The sequence below is a fragment of the Epilithonimonas sp. 33E genome (genome assembly GCF_059372615.1).
The window spans coordinates 2,289,934-2,309,673 of sequence record NZ_CM182009.1; the positions used below are offsets into that span (position 1 = coordinate 2,289,934).

Annotated in this window: 9 protein-coding genes, 1 tRNA gene and 2 pseudogenes; 9 read left to right on the top strand and 3 right to left on the bottom strand. The window is 36.4% G+C overall.

The window, feature by feature from the left end; all coding sequences use genetic code 11:
- Positions 1-2 precede the first annotated feature (2 nt).
- From AC5P2S_RS10530 to AC5P2S_RS10565, 8 genes and pseudogenes are all read left to right on the top strand, one after another.
- Entirely contained in the window at positions 3-440 is a 438-nt protein-coding gene (locus AC5P2S_RS10530) for a hypothetical protein (protein ID WP_336732616.1), read from the top strand.
- Entirely contained in the window at positions 440-2,434 is a 1,995-nt protein-coding gene (locus tag AC5P2S_RS10535; RefSeq protein WP_278354012.1) for a type IV secretion system DNA-binding domain-containing protein, read from the top strand. The genes AC5P2S_RS10530 and AC5P2S_RS10535 overlap by 1 nt, the downstream gene beginning before the upstream one ends.
- Positions 2,431-3,270, top strand: a complete 840-nt coding sequence (locus AC5P2S_RS10540) for a M23 family metallopeptidase (protein ID WP_494554793.1) — start codon at positions 2,431-2,433, stop codon at positions 3,268-3,270. Before AC5P2S_RS10535 ends, AC5P2S_RS10540 begins: the two co-directional genes overlap by 4 nt.
- 31 nt (positions 3,271-3,301) lie before the next feature.
- Positions 3,302-3,997: a hypothetical protein gene (locus tag AC5P2S_RS10545; protein ID WP_002978089.1), complete on the top strand. Its 696-nt coding sequence runs from the start codon at positions 3,302-3,304 to the stop codon at positions 3,995-3,997.
- A 52-nt stretch (positions 3,998-4,049) separates the two neighbouring features.
- Positions 4,050-6,065, top strand: coding sequence for a hypothetical protein (locus AC5P2S_RS10550; RefSeq protein ID WP_002978088.1), 2,016 nt, complete (start codon positions 4,050-4,052; stop codon positions 6,063-6,065).
- Positions 6,066-6,131: 66 nt separating this feature from the next.
- Complete coding sequence (locus AC5P2S_RS10555) at positions 6,132-6,812, top strand: hypothetical protein (protein WP_047098661.1); 681 nt, start codon at positions 6,132-6,134, stop codon at positions 6,810-6,812.
- Positions 6,805-11,946: a helicase-like domain-containing protein gene (locus AC5P2S_RS10560; RefSeq protein WP_138402077.1), complete on the top strand. Its 5,142-nt coding sequence runs from the start codon at positions 6,805-6,807 to the stop codon at positions 11,944-11,946. The genes AC5P2S_RS10555 and AC5P2S_RS10560 overlap by 8 nt, the downstream gene beginning before the upstream one ends.
- 186 nt (positions 11,947-12,132) lie before the next feature.
- Positions 12,133-12,912: pseudogene (locus tag AC5P2S_RS10565) on the top strand (recombinase family protein); the annotation flags it as partial.
- A gap of 748 nt (positions 12,913-13,660) precedes the next feature.
- On the opposite strand, the gene AC5P2S_RS10570 reads toward AC5P2S_RS10565, so the two are convergent.
- The 3 genes from AC5P2S_RS10570 to AC5P2S_RS10580 all read right to left on the bottom strand — a co-directional run bounded on the left by AC5P2S_RS10570 (position 13,661) and on the right by AC5P2S_RS10580 (position 18,644).
- Positions 13,661-13,732 (bottom strand) — tRNA-Arg (locus AC5P2S_RS10570).
- A gap of 35 nt (positions 13,733-13,767) precedes the next feature.
- Positions 13,768-15,549, bottom strand: a complete 1,782-nt coding sequence (locus tag AC5P2S_RS10575; RefSeq protein ID WP_494554794.1) for a TonB-dependent receptor — start codon at positions 15,547-15,549, stop codon at positions 13,768-13,770.
- Positions 15,550-15,674: 125 nt separating this feature from the next.
- Positions 15,675-18,644 (bottom strand): tetratricopeptide repeat protein, encoded by a 2,970-nt coding sequence (locus tag AC5P2S_RS10580; RefSeq protein WP_494554795.1) that lies wholly within the window; start codon positions 18,642-18,644, stop codon positions 15,675-15,677.
- Between the two features lie 311 nt (positions 18,645-18,955).
- Between AC5P2S_RS10580 and AC5P2S_RS10585 the strand changes: the two are divergent.
- Positions 18,956-19,170, top strand: a pseudogene (locus AC5P2S_RS10585) (hypothetical protein); the annotation flags it as partial.
- Positions 19,171-19,740 lie beyond the last annotated feature (570 nt).

The following is a 19,740-nucleotide window of genomic DNA, read 5'->3' on the forward strand; positions in this document are numbered from 1 at the left end:
TTATGGAGGTGTCTATTAGTTTAGAGCAAATGGTGAATGTTTTTTTTTATGTGATAATGGCGACTTCTGTAATTGTTTATGCCATACTGATTAATTCAATGATTAAAGGAAACAAGGAACGTGATGTCTTCCTTGATAGATTTAAACTGAAATATCAGGAGCAGCAAAATCAATTAAAGAACCTTGATCAAGATTACAGATATCTAAGAAAATTTTATGAATCAATTGAGAAGTTTAGCGAAGAAGCCAGCCGGTTTTATATTGTTGAGAAGACGGAAAAGCGAGCACAAGAATTAGTTGATCAGTTAAGTCGGTTGGACGAGAGCCTTATAGAAATGCAGAAAAAACATGAAAACATGTTTAAAAAACAGCAGAAGCTGCATCGTGATTTACTTACGGAACACAAATTACTGAACGAATACTTTAATAACTATTCCTAATGCAAGAACAACAACATCAGATCAAGATCTACGGATTCCTGCAAAAGGCAGTCTATGCAGTCGTTGCACTGGATTGTACTTCGCTTTTTTACATGAGTGCTAATGTCCCGGTGGTCTCCAATCTATTAAAGAACTTCTCGAAAATGAGCTTTATTTATCCACCGGTAAATGCTAAAATAGCCACTTTTATTCTGATCGGGCTTGTTGCCATCGGGACCAGGGCAAAGAAAAAGAAAGATCTCAATATCACCACGGAAATTGTCGTTCCAATGGTAACTGGATTAATGATGATGTTGGCGTCACTAATTTGGCAGGAAGAAGCAGGGAATACAAAACTTCCAAAAGTACTTCCCGGACTCAACCTATTCCAAGTCATCTATGCGGTTCTTTCTTTTATAGGAGCTGTTATCCTTCAGATGGGAGCTGACAGCATTTCTAAACTAGTACAGCAGAAAATAGGAAAAGATAGATGGAACATTGTGGAAGAAAGTTTTGACCAGAATAAGGAGATCGTTAACACTGATACAAGTATCAATATTCCATATGTTTTCAGATATAATAATAAAACTTATAATGGTTATATCAATATTGATCCTTTTAGGGGTACTATTGTAATCGGAGTACCCGGTTCTGGAAAATCTTTTGGAGTAATTAATCCGGCGATTCGTCAGATGATCGCTAAAGGTTTCTGCCTCTGTATTTATGATTTTAAATTTCCGGACCTGGCGCAGATTGCCTATTATCATTATCTATTGAAAAAAAGTAAGCAATCTGATTACAATTATAGTTTCCACATCATCAACCTGAATGAAGTCGAAAGATCAAAAAGGGTTAATCCTTTTCATAAAAAGTATATCCAGACTTTGGCAGAAGCTCAGGAAATGGCAGAATCAATGGTTTCCTCACTCCAAAAAGGAGGAAGCAGCTCCGGCGGAGGATCAGACGCGTTCTTTACCCAATCTGCAATCAACTTTCTGTCATCCTGTATTTATTTCTTTGCCACACTAGAAAACGGAAAATATTCGGACCTGCCACATATTCTTTCATTTATGAACCGCAGCTATCAAGAGATCTTTGATACGTTGTTTACCAATGAAGAAATTGGCTCATTGCTTTCACCCTTCAAAACGGCTTACGACAACAAAGCTTTCGATCAGCTTGAGGGGCAGATTGGAACTTTAAAGATCTTCCTTTCAAGGTTGGCTACCAAAGAAAGTTTTTGGGTTTTTTCGGGCGATGAAGTTGAATTGAAAATTACCGACAGAGAAAATCCGTCCATTCTTATTTTAGCTTCTGATCCCGGAACACAGGATATCAATTCTGCTTTATATTCTTCAATTCTGAATAGAACGCTGCGCCTGATCAATTCGAAGCATAATCTCCCGGGAGGAATTATTGCAGATGAGTTCCCAACCATTTATATCCATAAAATCGATAATGTGGTTGCAACGGCTCGGAGCAACAGGGTTGCCGTGTTACTTGGCCTACAGGAAATTCCACAGCTAAGACAGTTTTATAAAAAGGAGGTGGCGGATACCATTTCTGCCATTGTCGGAAATATAATTTCAGGTTCCGCCAGAGATAAAAATACACTGGATTGGCTGGAAAAACTATTCGGAAAAATCAAACAGAAATCGTATTCCCAGTCCATATCACAACAGGGAACGACGACCAGCATCAATGAGAAGATGGATAACATGATACCTGCAGGAAAGATTGCAGCGTTGAAGACCGGTGAAATGGTAGGGATGATTGCACAGGGTGAAGAAAACAATACAGATGAATATAAAACATCTGCGATTCACGGAAAAATTAATCTGGATATAAAGGCCATTAAAAAAGAGGAACATAATTACGTTACAATGCCGGTTTATTATTCATTTCTGGATAAAAAAGGTAAGAACCGTAAAGAGGAAATACTGATGTCCAATTTCAGGAGGATCAATCGGGAAGTCGAACTTATTGTCAATGAACATATAAAAACAGCATCATGAAATCAATAGCTAGAAATTTTTTAACAGTATTGATTTTTTCTTTTCATCTGTCCATGTTCGGTCAATTCAATACACTTACACCTCTATTGCCAAAGAAAACTGACAATACAACAACTGACAGGTACAGGCGAGAGATCGGTGAATCAAAGCAAAAAAGCGGTAAAAAAATCTGGAAGAATATTTTTCACAGTAATAGCAGGTCAGAGCTGAAAAAAGAACTGGACTCCTTAAAAGCTATCATCAAAGAAAGTTCAGAAGTAAATCGAAATAAATGGAATATGCAAAAAATAAAAGATTCACTGATTTTACAGCTTCATAGTCAAACTGTTAATGTTGAACAAAAAAGGTCTTTATCAATCACAAAAAAGGCTTTTGAAAATGGCTCTAAAGAATTAGCATTCTCCAAAATAGCGATGCCATTGAGCCGTGAAATTTCTATTGCATCCCCGTATGGAACAAGAATGCATCCGGTATTCGGAACAGCCAGAATACATAATGGCATTGACTTAAAAGCCCATTACGAGAATGTATATGCCGTAATGGACGGTATGGTTACTGAAACGGGCTGGGACAGTAAAGGAGGAGGTAATTTTATTAAAGTAAAGCATTACGGCCGTTTTGAAACGGCTTACCTACATCTTTCGGAAATCTACTACAGAGCCGGAGAATTGGTGAAAGCCGGATACATCATCGCAAAAAGCGGTAATTCCGGAAACTCTACCGGAGCGCACCTGCACTTTTCCGTCAGGGAAAATGGAAAGTACATAAACCCTGGACATTTTCTCAATGACCTCATCAAAGCTGATCAGTTGCTTGCTGCATCGTATCAGAACTAAAAAATACAGTCAACAATAAAAATATCATATTATGCAACATCACAATCTACCGACTGAAGACCTCAAAACCTACGGCATCATTGACGAAGACCTGACATTTTCAAAAAAATTAAGTGCTGATGATGTCCAGAAGTTTTTGAGTGGTTATACGATAGTCGCTGACAACAATAAGAATCGTGCTACTTTTCAGCTCACCGACAATAATACCCAACTGAAGGTTATCTTTCTTGAAAGGGACAAAAGCCTCTCGGAAATTCTCAGAAACAGCAAAGAAAAAGTTCAATACACAGACATCAAAGACTTAACAAAATCACCGGACAAATGGAATATAGAAAAAAAGGCTTTCATTTTCGATAAGGAAAATGAGAAAATAGTGGAATTCGATTTTATTAAAAATGCCGCCTCACTCACAGCTATAATCGCAGATAAAAAGGACATTCAGGAATTAAATCGCTATAAAATTGAACTGCAAAAGCTTAAAAACTTCCTCTACGACAAAATTGACCAACACCCTCAGATTGCTAAAGAAATCTCAAATGATATGAATATCGTTTCCAGAGAGATCGATTCCGTAAACAACATATCTGGTGATGAGAAGCAAATGGCTAAAAGTGGTAATTCTAAAATCGAGCTTAATGTCAACGATAAAGATCTATACGAAGATGCCAATCAAATGATAGAGGATGAGGAACAACAGCAAGAAGAAAAACGGAAGTTTAAAAGATAAACCTAACATAACCTTCTGCTTTCTATATCAAGTCATAAAATATAAATATTAAATGGATTTATTTGAAGATTACGACCTACTGCCCGAAGAGTTAAAAGCAGTCTGTGGCCATTGGCAGGAAAAAGCCGCCCACTTAGGACTCGATTATAATGATTGCAAAGCTTTTCAGGAAGAATGCGAGGCTATCGGTTATACCTTTGATTATGGCCTGGATGCGGAGCCGTTTGATTTGCGGCCTATGAATATTGAAAAACAGGACTTTTATACTAATCAAGATCAAACGCCTGCAGCAATTACAAATGCCCTAAACTGGTACGCTAAATACATTACTCCCCTAACACGTGCCTATAAGGATTTTGTAAAAGAAATGGAAAATACTTCTCCGGAAATATTTTTCCATGATGGTGAGCGGAAATTTTCTGATCGCGAGAAAAAATTTATGCAGATTCATTCTCAAAAGAATAGAGGAACTGATAACGAAGCAGATAAACAAAAATTCCTCTCCGATGTCTGGGCTAAAGAATTGAGCAAGAAGACTGAACTGAGTAGTGGTTTGACCTATACGCAAATTGATGAAAAACAGGCTCATCATTACCGCATTTTTGAAGCCGAGCTAAAAAGGTCGGGAATGGATTCTGTCGCACGTCCGTATGAGACAAACTGGGATGAAAATATGATTTCGGCGTCAGATCTTCCGGAAGGCTGGATGTGGAATGATTATGATGATGGAAGTGGTTCCCTTAGGAGTCCAGATGGTCATAGCTATTACAGCTATGACCTTCAAACCCAGGAATGTCGATCACCTTATGGCAATAATGAATGGATAAGTATGAAGGATTTTTATGATGTTCCAAAAAGTTTGGACGAATTTAAACGCGATGCCGAAAAGGACTTAAAGGAATCAGCAGCTCAAAATAATCTCTCTCCAAAACTTTCCGAAGAGGAGAAAAGAAACCTACTTAATTATAGGATATTAAAAAAGGAAAACGAATTCATACTGGACAACTTAGAGATTACGGCAGACCAAAGAAAAGCTTATGCAGAACAAGAGGAATTCGGAACAACAGATGGAGATTATACCCTTACAGAACACCAACTGGACAAAATCCCGGATGTCATCGAAGGTCATGTGATGTCAAAAAATGACAAATATGAGTTAGCTTATGGAGTATTGGAAAGAACACTATATGGCGTTTCGTATGAATTATTGGAAAGCGGCGAAATCCTTAATATTTATATGGACGAAGATGCTTTTCCACAGTACAGAATATTAACAACGAATGATATAAAATTTAACAATCAAAATCCAAACATGATGGAAACACAAAAAGATTTCGACCAGGTACAGTACCTGAAAGACCAGATGAAATACCTTGGCTTCGGTGAAGGTGAACAACTTCACAAAGATCTTGAAAAGGGGATCAATGCTAAAGAACAGCAGTTTGAAATAAAAACAGGTTCGGACAAAGCCTCACCTGGAAACCATGTTGACTTTACATTGAAATTCAACAAAACCGAAAGAGGCGGAATTTTCCTCAATTCATATCAGGCAACATTGACCAATGAGAACAATGAAGAGCGCTCTCACAATTTTCCGGTGAGCAGGGAAAGCAGCTTTACGGCGAAGGAAGCCATTAATCTTCTGGAAGGACGAAGTGTGAAGATTGAATTTCTTAATCCTAAAACCGACCAGGTAGAACCTGCCTTTGTTCAATTTGACTTCAATCAGCCCAAAACCGATAAAGGAAACTACCTTTTCCAGAATTTCTACAAAAAATATGGTGTAGACACCGATAAGATAGCCGACAAAGCTGGCCTTATTTTCGATAAGCCGGAATGGAAAGAAACTGCCATAAAATCCTTGGAGAAAGGGAATATAGTCAAAGTAAAGTTTAAGCAGGATGATTCTGTCATAGAAGGAAAAGCTATTCTTGATCCCCAGAATAGAAACCTTAAACTCTATGACAATGATATGAATCGGCTTAACAGCAATAAGCCATTGGAAGGTTTAGAACAGGATAATAAGCACGAAAAAAACAATGTGAAAGAGCAAAGTATTAAAAGATAATAATACCTGATCATTATCTGAAGGCGGTAAGTCTGATGATTTGCCGCTTTTTTTAAATCAAACAAGATGAAATTAAAATTGACACTATTATCCGCAGCACTTTTATTTGGTTTAATTTCCTGTCATAAAGAAATAAAATCCGAAAAAGGAGGAATCGACATTATTTCGAATGTCTACTTTGATGCGTCTAAAGGACTGGATCAAATGCAGAGCTTTCATATCTCTAAAATGAGCTATTCGTTAGAAGGTCTGATCGAGATTGTTCCGGACCGCTCATTTCCTGAAATCAATAAGCAGCTATTTCTGATCATAGATTCTCTGTATTATCCATTGGATTCCGAAAGAAAGACTGCTATACTTTCAGAGATCGGGCTCAAACAAAAACCGCTATCGGTATTTGATAAGAAAGCAGGTGCTGTATTTTCAAAAGAATGGATTCCGAATTACAGGAACAGAAGAAAATTATCTGACACCATTTTGTTTGGGAAACAATACAAGCGTTTCGAGATCAATTCTCCCTGGAACTATACTAGGTTTTATGTTTACCCTACTGACACTATCCTACCCTATTCACTGTACAAGCATGCGGAAAAGGATTATTGCGGCAGGATTGAACGTATTGATTCTTACAATAAGAAGACTGATATTTTCGTAACCCTTCAACTCATTACGAGAAAAGACTGGGATCCGGAGGCTAAAGAATTATTTGAATTTAATCAATTTGTAAATCAAAGTAAGAATGATTGAGCCCATAATTAATGACATTTCTATTATTGAAGGAAATAAAAATGAACTGATCCTTTTTCCAAAAGGTGAGGATGTAAAGTCATTCCAGAAATTGTTAGAAATTAACAGACAATCCAATAGCAGGACGCTTGTTTCGCTGAACACAGCTACCAATACCAAGAAATTCCTGAACCGTTTTCAAAATTTCGATGGAAAGATCTTTCTCTGTTTTGAAGGCACCAGAACCGGAGACGCGCTAACGCTTAAAATCCTTCTGGAATATAAGGAAAAGAACATTAAAGATATTCGAAACGTATATGCAATTTCTCAAAATGGCAATAAAGATCTGACTGCATATCTTGAAAAGAAATTGCAACAACAAAATATAAATTCTAACTTAGTAGAAACAAAACTCTCAGAAGATGCCGAGACTAGAACTAAATCAAGCGGACTATCCGAAACTAAGCACTTGGAATCCGGAACATCTGGACAACACCTTGTCGGAATTGGTGATGAAGACCAATCCCAACATAACAGAAATTACGGAGTCAGACAAAATATGGGCAGCGACAATGCTGGAAATGGATTTGGAGACACAGAGCGGGACGATTTCAGAGCCGGAGAATCAACAAGAAGAGCCATTGACACAGCAGAATCGCAGAATGATGAACAAAAACATTCCGTGGGGCGAATCATATCCGGGAGAATTGCGCCCAGTGCAGGAAGATACAAAAGAGGATTTTCCGAAATAAGTGATACTTCTACAAAGGAGGTAGAATTAGAAAGTATCATTTCAAAATATAATGGTCAAAAGCTGACCAATGAACAAGTTGCAGAAGTAGTGTCCGCAACTTGTTTTATTTCTGAGAGTAAAGAAGTCTTCATTAATGAAGGCATCACGATTACCGATGAATTAAAAGACATTTGTGGTCAATTTAAAAGCGGTGGGATAGCCAAGGAAGGTCGTGGGATACTTGACGAATATTATACTGACCGAAAAATCGTAGATGCTGTCAGAAACCTTATTAAAGATCAATTCAAAGGTCAGACTGAAATTTCCGTTTTGGAACCGAGCGTCGGTACCGGAAATTTTTTATATGCTGCCAAAGACCTGCCAGTGAATGTTAGTATTTCCGCATTTGAGATAAACGAAACTACAGCAAAAATTGCTAAAATTCTACACCCCGAAGCGTCTATTAATGTTCGTTCTTTTGAAACAGAATTTATTGATGAGCAAGGAAACAAAAACGAAATATATCAGCATTATGATTTAATTATAGGTAATCCCCCGTATGGAGAGCATCGGGGTTTCTACAAAGGATTGGGTGAGGAATCGAAAATTTCCAAGTACGAAGACTATTTCGTTAAACGTAGTCTAGATGTTTTGAAACATGATGGAATCTTAGCAATGGTTCTTCCTTCCGGCTGGCTGAACCGCCAGAATAACCTTAAAAATGCTGAGCTTGTAAAAGCTTTCCGGTTACCGACCGGAGCCTTCGCAGGAACAAAGGTTGGGACTGATATTATTTTTCTTCGAAAAGACAGCCAGAAAATCGCGCATAACATTTCTGACCATTTTGAAAGGAATCCCCAAAATATTCTGGGCGAAATCCGCGAAAAACCGAATCGTTTTGGAAGGATGGAACTCTACGTTCACGGAAACCTGGACGAAGCATTAAGTCAGTTACAAAGGCTTCAAGAAGTAAAGAAAACTGAACGGATAGGAAACCTTTTCGAAGATTTGTTATATGATAACCTCGAACCAGAAAAGCAAGCAGACAATATAGTTTCAGCCAAAAAAAGTGATCTGGGAAAAACAGCTGAAATTGATTTTGTAGAGGTTCAGAATAAGATTCGGGCAGTGCTTTCTACTCTTAATGATATAAAATTCAAATCACTTGCAATTTTAAAGGAGACTGACAAATATAAAAAGCTACAAGGTCAATTATCCGAAAATCCAAAAAAATTTAATCAAGAACAACTATCTGAAATTCTTGAAAAGGCTGATCGGGTCATTCAGTCCCACCAAACAAAAAAAGATTCAGAGTATAGGATTCAGACTAAACCGGAAATAAAGAAAGGAGTATTAAAGTACTTGTTTTCCAAAAAAGATGAAATCGTTAATACTTCTCTTCAGAGCAATTCTGATATCTCACCTGAGGAACTGGAAGCTTTTCGAGACACGACTTATGAAGGAGTCTTAAATAAAAACGGTAAGCATCATCAATATGCGAATTTCATTGATGGAAAATGGGTTCATGACTTTTATTATGCCGAAGGAAACATTTATAAAAAACTAGAGCAATTAGAAATTGATTTTAAGGCTTCCTTTTCCGAAGGATACTCAGAAGCTCAATATTTAAAGCAGAAAGCATTACTCGAAAGTGTTCTTCCGAAACCTAAATCTATAGACGAAATATATATTAGCCCCAATCACGAATTTGTGCATCAGTTCGCATTGGGGCAGGTAGAAAAAGAAAGATATAATTATAATACCAAGCTCAGCGAAGTTGTTATTGTTGATTATAATCTAGCGGAAAAATTTAAAGATTTTGTTGGGACTTTATCAAGCGATGCCTTCCAAGGATCTTCAGCATGGGAAGTCAGACAATTTGTTGATAACGATACGGTAACTGGTAGTGACAAGGAAAGAAATGCACTCATAAGGGAAAGAAGAAAAGCCGCCGCTAATGACCTTTTCCAGAAATTTATCCGGGAAGAGTTATCGGATGAGCTTCGGGAGCGATTTGTCAAAGAGTTTAATAGGAATTACAATAATATCCACGTTCCTGACTATTCAAGATTTCCTCTCTTTTCAAAAATTCATAAAAATTTCAAGGGACAAGAACTTAGATTAACCGAGGTTCAAAAAGCAGGCATAGGAAGACTGACAACAAAAGGTGTTGGTCTTCTGGCGCATGAAGTGGGATTTGGAAAAACACTATCAGGAATCCTTTCTATGCACGAAGCAATGGAACGTGGCAATTCTAAAAGACCCTTGATCATTGTACCGAACGACAGTATTCTTAAACAATGGGTGGAAACGATTTTTGAAACGATACCTGATGCTAAGGTTAATGTCCTTGGTAATTTGGGTAACGATTATGATCTTTCAAAATTTGATAACAAAAATGGGGAGATTACAATCGTTACTTATGAAGGCTTTAACAATATCGGATTTTCAGAAAGTATCACTCTGGATCTTTCTTCTAAGTTTTCCTATATATCAGAAAGCGAATTACGAAGTGTAAATTCCATAAGCGAACGGGATTTCCAAAAAGAAATGGAGAAAATCAAAGAAGTGGAGGGCAAAATGAAGCGTGGAAAAATCTACGATTGGGAAGATTTTGGTTTCGATCATATGACCTTCGACGAAGTTCATAACGCAAATCATATTGTAGGTAAAGTAAGAATTGAAGACAGGAGATTCTCTTCCGACTTCAGAAGTCAGAACCAGCAGACTTCCAAATTAGGCATCAATACCTGGATGGCTGCGCAATATATTCAGGAAAAATACAACGGGAGGAATGTCACTCTACTTTCCGCTACTCCATTCACTAACAAACCTCTTGAATATTATTCTATCCTTTCATTGATCGCCAATAAACGTCTGGAAGAATCAGGGTATTTCAATGCCAATACATTCTTTGAAACCTTCATGGAGGCTGATAACGATATGGAGATCGACGCGAAGGGCGATGTGAAGTTCAAAGCCAATGTTCGCAGGTTCAAAAATAATTCTTTGTTCCAGCAGCTTTTATCAGAATTTATTGATATAAAAGGCGAAGAAGATAATCCTGAACTGGTCCGTCCTAATAAAATTAATAAAGAATATAAAATTGAACAAAATGACCTGACTGAGGAACAGTATGAACAATTGACGGATAACTTTGATGAAAATGAAAAGGGGGCAATTCTTACTCATATTCTTAATGCGAGGTTAATTGCTATTTCACCTTATTTGTCGCCGTACTATTATGGAGAATTTCCCTCAGTAGATGAATTTATTGAAAATTCGCCTAAGTTGAATGAAACAATGAATCTGATCCGGCAGAATAAGCGGGACATTCCGGAAGCGGGACAAATCATCTATTCTGAGCTAGCTGTTGCAGAATTTCCAAGGATGAAAGAATATCTTGTGACAAATATTGGTTACAAACCTGAAGAAATAGGCATAATTACGGGCGCGACCACTAAAAGTCAAAGAATATCGATACAAAATGATTTTAACATTGGAAAAATAAAAGTTATTATCGGAAGTGAAGCCATCCAAGAGGGAATGAATCTGCAGGAAAATACCACTGATCTTTATCTGCTATCACTGCCCTACAACTTTACCACATTAAGACAAGTTGAAGGACGTGCATGGAGACAGGGAAACAGACACGAAAATGTGAGAGTTAATTTTATGCTGACCAATGACAGCATCGATGTATTTATGCTTCAGAAGTTGCAATCAAAACAGGCAAGGTACCTTGAAGCTATGAAGAAAGGTGCTGATGTACTTGATATCTCTGATATCAGCACGCAGGAGCTCAAAACTGCCATTATTACAAATCCTGAAACCAGGGCGAATATTGAAATCGAACTGATGAAAAAGAAAATTGAAAGTAAGAAAAATAAGTTTTTAGCGGATTCTGCATTTATATTAAGAAAATATGAGGGATTTACCAAGGTTCAACAGGAGGTAGCAAGAGCGCAACATAGTTATGACAGGATATTAGGTTATTCAAAAGAGACGGGAGAAAATGCAGAGTACTGGACCGATCAGCTGACAAACTATCAGAAAGCTATTGATGCTGCTAAGGCTTTAGTTACAGAGGTTATTGAAGAATTGGCTATGAAAGGTGTGAATGTTCATGAAATTGAAAAGCAAACAAAAGCTACTGAAATCAAAATTGCGCAGCTGGATAAAAAATTAGAGGATCTTCCAGATATTAAAATACATTTACTCGTTCAGTACAAAAAAGAGAAAGAAAAAAGAATGAAAACCAACAAAGAAATAGATTTTATGAAGGAAAGGAATTTCGAGAATCAGGTGCTATTTTCTATTACCCCAAAGGCGGAGGCGCATAATGCAAGTATACTACTTAAAAAAGAGGAGCAAAAAATAGGTAATCTGATTACCGATAAGGATATTAAAAGGACAAGATAGACTTAAATAGTTGTTCACCTCTGGTTTCAAATACATGCTATTGGCATGAAGTAAACAGCTGATATTAGTTACAAAGACAACATATGGACCAGCTTATTTGCATATAAGTGAGTTTAATTTTATATTTATATGAACAAACATATTATTCTTTTTTACAATCCGTAATTTATTATTTACAGACTTACCATGAAGATAGCAGATTTATATATTAGGGTATCAACAGATGAACAGGCTGATAAAGGTTATTCACAAAGAGATCAGCACGAGAGGTTAGAAAAGTATTGCCAGCAGAATGAAATAACCATTGGTCAGGTAATCTTTGAAGATCATTCAGCTAAAAATTTTAATCGTCCTGAATGGAACAATTATATTCAAAATATAAAGAAAAGAAGTTTGCGATCTAACTTGATTTTATTTACAAAATGGGATCGTTTTAGTAGAAATGCAGGTGACGCATATCAAATGATTAAATTGCTTCTAAGCAATAACATTTCGCCACAAGCTATAGAGCAACCATTAGATATGTCAATTCCTGAAAATAAGATGATGCTAGCCATTTATTTGGCTGCACCAGAAGTAGAAAATGACCGACGAGCCCTAAATACTTTCTACGGTATGAGAAGAGCCCAAAAAGAAGGACGACTAATGGGCACTGCTTCCTATGGATATATTAATAAATGCAGTGAAGATGGTAGAAAATATATAGCATTGAAAGAGCCAGAAGCATCAAATATGCGTTGGGCTTTTAATGAGATTGCCAAAGGTAAATACTCTATAAATCAAATTAGACTAAAGATGAACACTATGGCTGGTACTAAAATAAGTAGAACATCTTTTTATAGAGCAATAAAAAATCCATTGTACTGTGGAAAGATATATATTAAGCCATACAAGGATGAAGATGCATGTACAGTTGACGGCAAACATGAAAGTTTAATTTCAGAAAGTTTGTTCAATAAAGTGCAAATGGTTTTGAGCGGTATAACTACAACCGAAAGACCAAAGGGCAAAATTAATGCTGCAAAAGAATTTCCGTTGAGAGGATTTTTGAAATGCCCAAGATGTGGAGGGCATATTTCAGGTAGCGGTTCAAAAGGGAAAAAAAGTATTTACTATTACTATCACTGTAATTCTACTTGCGGCTACAGGTATCGTTCTAATATAATTAATTGTGCATTTGAAAAAGAATTACAAAAATATGAGTATCACGAGGGAGTTAATACTTTACTCAAAGAGATAATCTTTACTAATTTCAAATATATCCAAGAAGATATTGATGCACAAAAGAAAGAAATTTCCAGCCAGATCCAATCCTTAAATAATCGTCTCAATAATGCGAGGGAAAAATATTTAGAAGATAGATTGGACTATGATGATTATCAACTTATAAAAAATGAATGTAAGAAGAAAATTGATGATCTTGAAATCTCTCTACAGAATCATAAATTATCTAATAAAAATTCTGACATTAAGCTCAAGCTTGATCGCGTGATTAAAATCGTCCCAAACCTGTATAAACTGTATGTACAGGGGAATGATGAAACTAAAAACACCATACTGTGTTCGATATTAGCAGAAAAACTTGAGTTTCATGAAAATTCATTTCGAACACCTAAGCTAAATTCCGCACTCTCTCACATATTATTGATTAGCAACAAGTTAAAAGATAAAAAAAAAGGAAAAAGCACTTTTGAAAATGCTTTTTCCCGAAAGGTGACCGCAGAAGGATTCGAACCCTCACTGTCGGAGCCGAAATCCGAAGTTCTATCCATTAAACTATGCAGCCTTGGTAATTGATTAAATTGTAATTTCAATTAATCATTAAAAAGTAATCTTCACACCTCCCATAAACTGTGCTCCTAAAACTTTGTAACCCAGATAATTCTGATATTTGGCGTTCAGTAGATTATTTCCGAGTGCGAAAATACTGAAATTTTTGTGAATTTTGTACTCTGCGGATAAGTTTAAATCTGCATAACCGCCAACTTTTTCGTTTTTATTTTCAACAGATATATACTGGTCAGGATTAAAACCACTTTGAGCGATGGAATAAGAATTTGACGTTCTGTCCGTTACGAAATAAGCTTTGAAACCGAGATTCAGTTTTTTCTCAAGCATAGTATATTTTGCACCCAGATTAAACTGGAATAATGGCTTGTAATAAACTTCTTCCAGATTGTCCAGTTTATATTTCATAAAATGTAAACCCGCATCAACAGTCAGATTTTCTATTGGAAAAGCCTGCAAATCTCCTTTTACTTCCATCAGAGTTCCGCTATCATAGATTGAACTGAAAGTATTTGCATAATCATAACCTTGTCTGCCTGCGCTGACATTAGTATCAAACAGATTATTATTGTAGAAAAACTGAGCGTTATTCACTTTGCTGAATCCTGCATTAACATCATATTTGAAAGTCTGGTCAACATCACCTTTCAAACCGAAATAGAAATGATATTTGGTTTCTGTCGGCGTTAAAACCAAATCAGAAATCAAATAAGGATTTTCGTCTAACAAATTGCCATAAGTATTCAATTTCAAACCACCGTCAACGCCTCCATAAAATTTGAATTCATCTGCTGCAGCAACCAATACTTCTGCTCTTGGAAACCAATAGAATTTATTATTCTTTGATTCTTCTGTTACATTGCTGGAATTTTTAGAATTAAGGAAACTAAAATCAGAACCAATTAACAAATAAGAATCACCTTTATAGAAAGTCACTTTTGGCGACAAGGTAAAATTGAATTGATTATTAGTATTCTTATTCAGGATATCAAATTTGGAATTAACCGTTTCCAGATTGATTCCCAAATCTCCATTCGCTGTAATATCATCGTAAACAGAAAAATCGTGCTTGGACAAATTAACATCCAAATTAGCATAGTTTTCACTGGCTCCGAAATGGTCGCTTAAGAAATACGATTTCACACGAACGTTATTCAGAATTTCATTGGAGTAATGATCGTAATAACCATTCACACTGAATCTATTGACTTTTTGCTGCAAATCAACATCATTACTCGTTGGTGTCAACGCGTAGATTCCATAATAATTATAATTATTGAAAGCATAATTCGCATCGATATTAAACTTTCCGCTTTCTGTGTATATGTTAGCAAATCCGCCAATTTTAGCTTCATTCTGCTTAGAATCCCAATCGTAAACTTTTTTCAGGCCGCTTGTAGAAAGGTAATGCGCATCCGCTCCAATCTCAACATTATCCTGGATTTTCCCAGAAATATTAGCATCTGCCAAAAATTTACCATAATTCCCATAACCCAATTTGAAATAATTAGACTGATAATCATTGGAGAATTTCGGAGAAATATCTTCGCCCTGGATTTCGGTGGTTTTGAAATCAGAAACCGGCGGGACATTCACAATGTCATATTTCAGATTCAGCGAATCTTCCTTTTTCTTGTTATCCGGCGGATAGTTTTTTTCCTGAACAACAGATGTTTTCTTCTTCTCGATCTTCTTGACTTCCGGTTCTCTTTTTCTATTAAGAATCAATTGCTCTTCTTTGATTTGAGCTCCTAATTCTGAGATCCCGACTGTTCCCAAAAATGCCAAAACGGCGATATATTTTAGTTTGTTCATTTGTTACTTTAATTTTAAACGCAAAGTGCGCAAAGATTTTTTTTGAATATCAAACTGTTTTTAAGTTCGCAAAGACATAAAACTCAGCAGAGATTTTCACATCATCAAATTAACATATTTGCAAATTACTTCTTGATTTGGGCTTTCACTTCCTTCGCTTCAGCCACAATTTCCGGGAAATCGCCATAATTATTGATAATTTCGTCAAGTGTATAACTTGCCTGGTAATTATCTTTCAGCGCCAGATAATTTTTTGCCATTACGACTAGGGCCTTTGCGCCCCAATATTCTTCCGAAGCATAATTGTTTGCCAATTTGAAAATGGTTTCATTCGACGATTTGAAAGCTTTTCCTTTATTCTGATAAAAAGCTTTTGCGTATAAAGCTTCCGCCGCAACTTCTGTGTTGGAAGATTTCTCCAAAGCCGAGTAAGCCGTTTGCGCATCTTTATCTTTTCCTTGCTGCATCAAACTTCTTGCTTTGATGACTTTCGCCTGTTCCAGAGTTGCCGCTGAATTTTTCGAATTAGCAATCACAGCATTCGCATATTTTTCAGCTTCAGCAAAGTTCTTTTCGTCCGCATAGATTTTCATCAACTCAATTGAAGCAAAGTTTTTAATCGTAACGTTGGTTGAATTGGCATTCTGTTCCAGATATTTTTTTGCATCAGCCACTTTATCCTGAGCTAAATAAATCTGAGCCAATCTCACCTGAGCTTCCTGCTGATAATCGTTTTGGAAATCAGCAACATTTTGTAAAGGGAGCAATGCTTTATCCGTTTGTTTTAATTGATAATAACTTTCGCCCAGCTCATACTGCGCTTTGAAAAGATTGTCGCCGGTTGGGCTCTGGTCCAGGTATTTTTCGTAGTAAGCAACAGCTTTTGCATAATCTTTTTTCGAGAAACTGTCCTGCGCCAGATTCAGATTGATTTCACTGATTTCTGTTCCGGAAACATTCACATTGAGACCTTTTGCAAATTGTTCGTAACCTGCAACATCACCGTTTTTCACAAAAGCAGGTTTTGCAGCAGCAACAATTTTGTCCGCATAAGCTGTATTTTTATACTGATTCGCCAATTGTCGAAATTCCGAAATCGCATTTTCATTCTGATTCAGGTCGATCAGATTCTGAGCTCTGTAAATCTGGGAATTCGCTACCAAATCCTTATCGGGACTGGATTTGATGACTTTATCAAAGTAAGAATTGGAATTGTTGAAATCATCATTCTGAGCATAAGCTGACGCAATTTCATAGTTCGCATCATCCACATATTCCGAATTAGGATATTTTGAAATCAAAGTTTTCAGTTCAGAAATCTTCGCCACCGTATCGCCTTTGAAACCTAATGCCAGAGCTTTTTGATACAACGTATAATCGCTGGCATTTTCGGTTTTATTATAAATTTCCAAAGCTTCATTCAACTGATTGTTTGCGTAATAGGTGTCAGCCAAACGCAATTCTGCATCCGCTTTGAATTCCTGTTTCGGGAATCTCAGATATTCCTTAAAATATTCCTGGGCCTGCGCAAAATCCTTAGACTTGAAATAAGCATAACCTAAGTCATAGTCCAATTGTTCTCTTTCCGGAAAACCTTCTGCAGTTTCGTTTTCAAGTTTGGTGTAAGTTGCAATGGCAGATTTATAATCACCTTTCTGGTAGTAAGTCTGTCCTAACCAATATTGTGCTTTTTTATAAAAATCTTTATTGAGATTGAATTGAAGACTTCTTTTAAAATACGTTTCGGCGGCATCAAAATTCCCTTTATTGAATTCCTCAGAACCTAAAAGATAAGAAACCTCCTGCTCTATCTTTTTAGTCTCATTCGTTTTCTGGTCAAGTTTCGAAAGGGCATCCAGAGTTGCTTTATAATCTCCGGAATACAGATAAGATTTAACCAAAAGCGACCTCATTTCCTGAGATTTAGAGTTAGGATATTTATCCAGATATCTCTGAATTACTTTTGAAGAGTTCTCAAATGGATTTCCCAATTCATAACTCAATTTGGCGTATTGTTCCAAAGCCAGTTGCTGAACTTTTGCATCATAATTCATCTGTGACGCATTACGATAAGCAGAAAGCGCTTCTTGTTTTTGATTATTTTGCAGATAAGCATTCCCGAGCTGATAATAAGCGTTTTGAGCCAGCGGAGATTGGCTGTTAATTAATTGATTATAATACCCTACTGCTTCGGCATTTTTACCCATTTGAGAAGAAACAAACCCCATTTCGTAAAGGTCGGTTTCCGACGGCGTTTGTTCTTTATCAAGGAACAATTTCAGATGTGGATAAGCTGACTGGTAATCGCCTTTCATAAAGTAGCTCTCTCCTACTATTTTGTGGATTTCTGTATCGTAAGCAGTTGTTTTTCCGTTGTTCAGGATTTCATTCCCTTCAGAGATTGCCAGATCATAGTTTTTCTGATTGTAGTACATCTGCACATAATAAGGCTTTACCAGATGTGCATAGTCTTCATTATTCTTGATTTGGTCAAAGTAAACAAATGCATTTTCATTTTGCTTGTCAGCATAATAAAGATGTCCTAACATATAAGAAATTGCGGGCTTGCTATTTTCATCAGCATTTTTAAATGATTCTTCCAAAGCTTCGATTGCTCCTGCTGAATCTCCTGTCATAAACTTGGCGTAGCCGAGCTTCATAATATGTTGCGTATTTTCTTCTTTGCTCAGCTGGTATTGATTGACTTTCTGCAAAGTTTCCAAAGCTTTTTCAAAATCCTTTTTTGCCAGGTAATAATCTGCCAAAGGTCCGTTGGCCTGAGCAAAATACGCCGACTTTGGATATTCTTTCATAAAAGCATTCAGGCCTTCTTCCGCATATTGCTGCTGCAAAATCACGCCAATCACATTGCTGAAAAACAATGATGCTTCCTTCCTGGATTGACTTAGATTTTTGTTATAAAAATATTGGTTGGAATATTCGTATTGGGAAGCGTTGTAAACTTTGGTGTTGTAAAGATTCTCTGCCAAACCAAAATGATAGTCTTCTTTCTGCGTAAAATATTGAGATTGTTGCGCCTCAGAAATCCCGTAAAGCGATAACATCGAAGCCAGTATTACTTTTTTTGAATTCATATAGATTTTCAAAATTATTGTCAAAGCCTCAGCTTCAACAAAGTTTGTTCCTTTTTCAACGAAAATAGCGAAAAGATATTATTTAAAGGAAACTTAAATGGAAATTATTAATATAATACTTTGATCTCCTCATCGGGATATCTTCAATAGCAATTGTATTCATAGGTTGTCCGTCTGAGGCTCTCGAAGACTTTCTGAACTAAATTTCCTTTAGCTGAATCGATATAATTCAAAAATACCTGATGTCGCGGATTTGTAATCCGAGATCAATAACTTTTTAATAGTAAAAAGCACAGATTGTAAATCCGCACTATCTGGGTCCCAACGCAAGCATTGTCGGCAAGATCACGATCGGCAATAATGTTTTGATTACGCCTAATTCTTATGTCAATACCGATGTTTCCGACAATTCTGTCGTCGTGGGTAACCCTGCCGTGATTACGCCTAAACAAATGCGACGGAGGGTTATATTAACAACAAAGTTCAAATTAATTCATTTAGAATTACCGAAGATTATATAAAGTAGTCATTTGGTGATCTTGTAATGGTGACAAACGTGCTTAGTAATTTCCGTAATCGTGACTCATTCGATAGAAAATACTCTTATCACACCATAAGAGTTATTCTTATGCACCGATAAGAGTAAGACTTATGCACCGATAAGAGTAGGACTTATGCCTCGATAAGAGCAAGACTTATGGCTCGATAAGACTTGAACGGAAGCTCGAGATTATCTCTAATAATACCCTCGCATTGATATTTACAGTACTTCCTTAGACCAACACATCTGGAACACCTGTTATGGTTCTCAATATTTTAGATAGCCTGTTTTCTAATTTCCCCTGTTCTGGCTATCTACAATACCATTTCAAACTTTATTTTCCTATCTTATTTCTATAAAAATAGTATTGAATATCAACACTATTTTTATTTACCAACTTGTTTGGAACATGACCCATTTGGAACACCTGTTATGGTTCTCAATATTTTAGATAGTCTGTTTTCTAATTTCCCCTGTTCTGGCTATCTACAATACCATTTCAAACTTTATTTTCCTATCCTATTTCTATAAAAATAGTATTGAATGTCAATACTA